This window comes from Providencia sp. PROV201 (assembly GCF_028479545.1).
GTDB lineage: Bacteria > Pseudomonadota > Gammaproteobacteria > Enterobacterales > Enterobacteriaceae > Providencia > Providencia huaxiensis.
The window spans coordinates 1-4,104 of the sequence record NZ_JAMPNW010000042.1 but is presented as its reverse complement, the minus strand read 5'-3'; the positions used below and the strand labels follow the sequence as shown (position 1 = coordinate 4,104).

4 protein-coding genes and 1 pseudogene are annotated in these 4,104 nt (G+C 41.5%); 3 read left to right on the top strand and 2 right to left on the bottom strand.

What is annotated here, in order from left to right; all coding sequences use genetic code 11:
• A partial coding sequence (locus PR809_RS19895; RefSeq protein WP_186850200.1) for a zinc-dependent alcohol dehydrogenase family protein occupies positions 1 to 955 on the top strand: 955 nt, incomplete at its 5' end.
• A 152-nt stretch (positions 956 to 1,107) separates the two neighbouring features.
• Here PR809_RS19895 and PR809_RS19890 read toward each other — a convergent pair.
• On the bottom strand, positions 1,108 to 1,452 hold the full coding sequence (locus PR809_RS19890; protein ID WP_020328762.1) for a YajD family HNH nuclease: 345 nt from the start codon (positions 1,450 to 1,452) through the stop codon (positions 1,108 to 1,110).
• 269 nt (positions 1,453 to 1,721) lie between these two features.
• Complete coding sequence (locus PR809_RS19885) at positions 1,722 to 2,378, bottom strand: Qnr family pentapeptide repeat protein (RefSeq protein WP_102140708.1); 657 nt, start codon at positions 2,376 to 2,378, stop codon at positions 1,722 to 1,724.
• Positions 2,379 to 2,644: 266 nt separating this feature from the next.
• On the opposite strand from PR809_RS19885, the gene PR809_RS19880 reads away from it, so the two are divergent.
• Entirely contained in the window at positions 2,645 to 3,862 is a 1,218-nt protein-coding gene (locus tag PR809_RS19880; RefSeq protein ID WP_058685177.1) for an MFS transporter, read from the top strand.
• Positions 3,863 to 3,926: 64 nt separating this feature from the next.
• Positions 3,927 to 4,104, top strand: a pseudogene (locus PR809_RS19875) (GNAT family N-acetyltransferase); the annotation flags it as partial.

Genomic DNA, 4,104 nt, shown 5'->3' with positions numbered 1-4,104 from the left:
GCTCTGTTTCGGTCAACCGCAAGATTCATTGACGATTGAACAGGTACCTTTGAATTCGCTTGAAGAAGATAAAATCAGAGTAAAAATCGAAGCAACTAATATTAATCCAAGCGACTTGTTGTCTATACATGGTGTAGGTCAATACAGGCATAGTCATCAGCCGCCCCGAGTACCCGGATTTGAAGCTGTTGGACAAATCATCGTCTCCAACCATGCAGAATTTACCGTAGGGCAAAGAGTTGTCGTGGCTACCAGCGGTACTTGGCAGAAATATATCGATGTATCACCAGATAACCTTTTCATCATTCCGCCGCACCTGGACAAAGGTTATGCGTGCCAGTTGTATATCAATGCGCTAACAGCGTGGGTTTTAACCACCGAAATTGCTCAGTTGAAGCAAGAAGATGTACTGATTATCAACGCTGGAAGTTCTGCAATAGGTAAAATTTTTGCACAGCTATCTTCATCGCTAGGGTTCACTCTTATTGTCGTAACGTCGAAGCCTGAAAATTATCCATATGATTCAAACCATGTAATAGATGCAAAAGTAGACCTACTCACTCAAATACAGCAACTTGATTTCCCTGGCCCAAATATTGCGTTCGACGCTATTGGAGGCAAAAAAGGAACAGAACTGATTCATACCATCGGCGAGAATGGACGGTATATCAACTATGGAACTCTTTCTCTGGAGTTCTATCAGCCTCATTTCTTTGAGTATGCGAAGAACCTAAACATTGAATTCAGTACATTTTTCTTACGTTACTGGGAGAATGCTGTTGGTAAAGATATCCGACGTGAAAAATTTTCGATGATGCTAGACCATTTCATCACCAATGGAATACAACTAGATGTAGATCGTTGTATTCCATTGGAACAAATTCAGAACGCTATCAAGCTAATCGAGTCCAAATCTACGAACTTACATGGAAAAATCATTTTGCTACCAATGTAGTAGAGATATGACCATTTACGGCTAGTTATCATAGGAAAAAGTACTTTAAATTCAGAGGCGAGCCCCCTCCCCCATAACTGAGTATTTACGTTAAAACACTAAGGAAAAAAATGCTTTAGAGCGCAAACCTCGAATCGTTTTAATACTTTGAATTACTTCTTCATCATCTTTGCTAAATCAGCAAATGGATTGTACGTTGCCCCCTGATGTTCATCTTCTCCGGGCTTTATTTCACTGCCATGAAGTTCATATTCTAGGTATTTGCTATGTTCATGATCGTGACAATAGAGGCACAACAACTCCCAGTTGCTACCATCTTCGGGGTTGTTGGTATGGTCATGATCTTTGTGGTGAACGGTTAATTCACGCAGGTTTGAATAGACAAACTCTCTGGCACACCTTCCGCATACCCAAGGGTAAAGTTTGAGTGCTTTCTCTCGGTAATCGGCTTCTTTACGTGCGTAACGGGCACTGGTTCCGTAATGATCTGAAGACATCTTTGTTCCTTTATGTGAATAGCTACCGCTATAGAAGCCACTTTTAGTATGACCCCAAATAGGTCAAATTGCCGCTCTCAGAAATAATGATTCAAATAGGCACAACTTAAAATGGGGCATAAACGATTCTCCCTCTGAGAGCACACATTCCTAAAACCAAGCAGCCACAATACAGAGAGAAACTCATGAACCGACCGGCGTGACAATCAAACTCCCCAAAAAAAGTAAATGGTAAGCAGTCCCCACGAAGGCAAAGCCACGATGCCGAATTAGTCAGGAACCACAATCACACCCAGCTTCTCCAGCAGTTGTTCTTGCTGCCAATCGCAAATTTTCACTCCCGTTAAATCCACTCTGCGGGGATCCAACCCGGTCAGTTCAATATGGGTTAAATCACAGCCTTGGAAACGCGCTTGTTCCCAGCAGTCCTCTGAAAATGAACCACGACTTAGGTCAGACTCTTTAAAAGAAACCCCGTGCAAGTTGGCGCCAATCCAGCGGTTTTCAAACAGATCACATTTTTCGAGGCACTGCCGCTCCAAGTTGGCGTAGGATAAATTACATCCCGTGATGTAAGCGGAACAAAAATACATATAGTTCGAGACCTGATTAACAAAGCGGGCGCGAGAAAAGTTGGCACCTTTTAAATCACAATCTCTCAGTTCAATCCCAAAACAGTCCGCCCCGCTGAAATGAGCCATCGCCAATCGACAGTGTTGAAAAGATGCATCTCTGAGATCGGCATACGCAAAATTGCATCCCTCCACATCGCTTTTCTCAATAAAGCTGCAATTGATGAATTTAGAATCACGCATGTCGGCACGGCTAAAGTTACATTGATAAAAGCAACAATTGTTGAAAACTAAGTTCGACAGATCTCGATTCGAGAAATCAGTTTGTTGGTAAGTGTGATGATTTAATTTCATGTTTTTCCCCTAAGCCTGTGGAGTGCGCAGACTACCATGTGGGCATCCGTTCTCAAGAAAAACAAACCCTTTAAAAACATCAATTTAAAACACCCCAAAATGGCCATTTTAAGGCACCAAACTGGCGATTAGAGGGCTTGCGTTCTTCTTGCCATTAAAAGCCTCTTACATACATAGCGTATAATTATTTACATTCAATGTGTATGATTATATCATGATTATACATACGCAAGGTATGTATAATTAAATTTCATTTTGGAGCTCATATGATAGGTCGCTATCAGCAGTTATTTCAGGCAAAAGAAAACCAACGTTTTGTGATAGCAGGGTTACTGGCACGTTTATCGTTACCGATGATGGGGATCGGGATCATTACCTTGTTAGCGCAACTAAAAGGAAGCTATACCTTAGCAGGGCTTGTTTCTGCAACTTTTGTCTTAACTTATGCGTTACTATCTCCACAAGTTTCTCGCTTAGTGGATAAATATGGTCAATTTCGCGTCTTGCCAGTGGTGACCGTAATCAGTGTGCTTGGTGTGTTTATTATTATCTTAACTACGTGGTTATCATTACCCGATATCGGCTTATTTATCGGAGCTTTATTAACGGGGGCGAGGCCCAGTATGTCTGCCATGGTAAGGGCTAGGTGGACTGCGCTGTATAAAGATCAACCCATACTACAAACAGCCTATTCATTAGAAACCGTATTTGATGATGCCACTTTTATTGTTGGCCCTCCGTTATCTGTCGGGATCACTGTCGCTTTATTTCCTCAAGCAGGTTTACTGGTTGCGGCAATTTTATTAGCCGTGGGAATGGCTTTATTTATTTCACAGCGAAGCACAGAACCCAAAGTTGTGGCGCATGACTCTCTTGTATTGGTGAATAAATCAATTATTTCAATGATTGGCTTGCAGTTGTTGATTGTATTAATGATTGCTTTAGGTGTGATTGTTGGCAGTGTGGATATTTTAAGTGTCACGTTGGCTCAATTACAACAGCAACCAGCGATGGCCAGTTTAGTGTTATCGGCCTATGCGATCGGTTCATGTGCGATGGGGCTTGTATTTGGCGGATTAACCTTTAACACACCGTTATCACGTTTATTATTCCTCAGTGGCTTAATGACGTTTCTTTCTATTGTGCCAATGTGGTGGGTGGTAGGTGTTTATTCTTTGTCTGTGGTGGTGTTTATTTCAGGATTGTTCTTTGCACCGACGATGATTATTGCAATGACATTAGTTGAGAGAATTGTTCCACGGAATAAATTAACAGAAGGAATGACATGGTTACTCGCAGGGTTAAATATTGGCGTTGCGATTGGTGCGATGCTAACGGGCAAAATGGTGGATACCTATGGTCCTTATGCAGGTTATGCCGTCGCAATCTCTGGTGGAGTTTTAGTTTTCATTTCAACATGGCTGAGCTACTTACGGGATAAAACACAACAAAAAATGGCAGTTGAATGTGAGGAATACCATTAAAAACAACGAGAAAATAAACCATGTAGTGATAAAATCATAAAAAATAATTTAATGAGGTAATTTCATGCATTCTCCAGTCTTTCGCACTGCCACACTTGATGATGTTGACGCCTGTTATGCGATTGAAATCGAATCCTATGAAGGGGATGAAGCGGCTACAAAAGAAAAAATAGCAACACGAGTTCAGCAATATCCAGACGGTTTTTTATGTATGGAATTAGCCGGGGAAGTCGTTGGTTTTA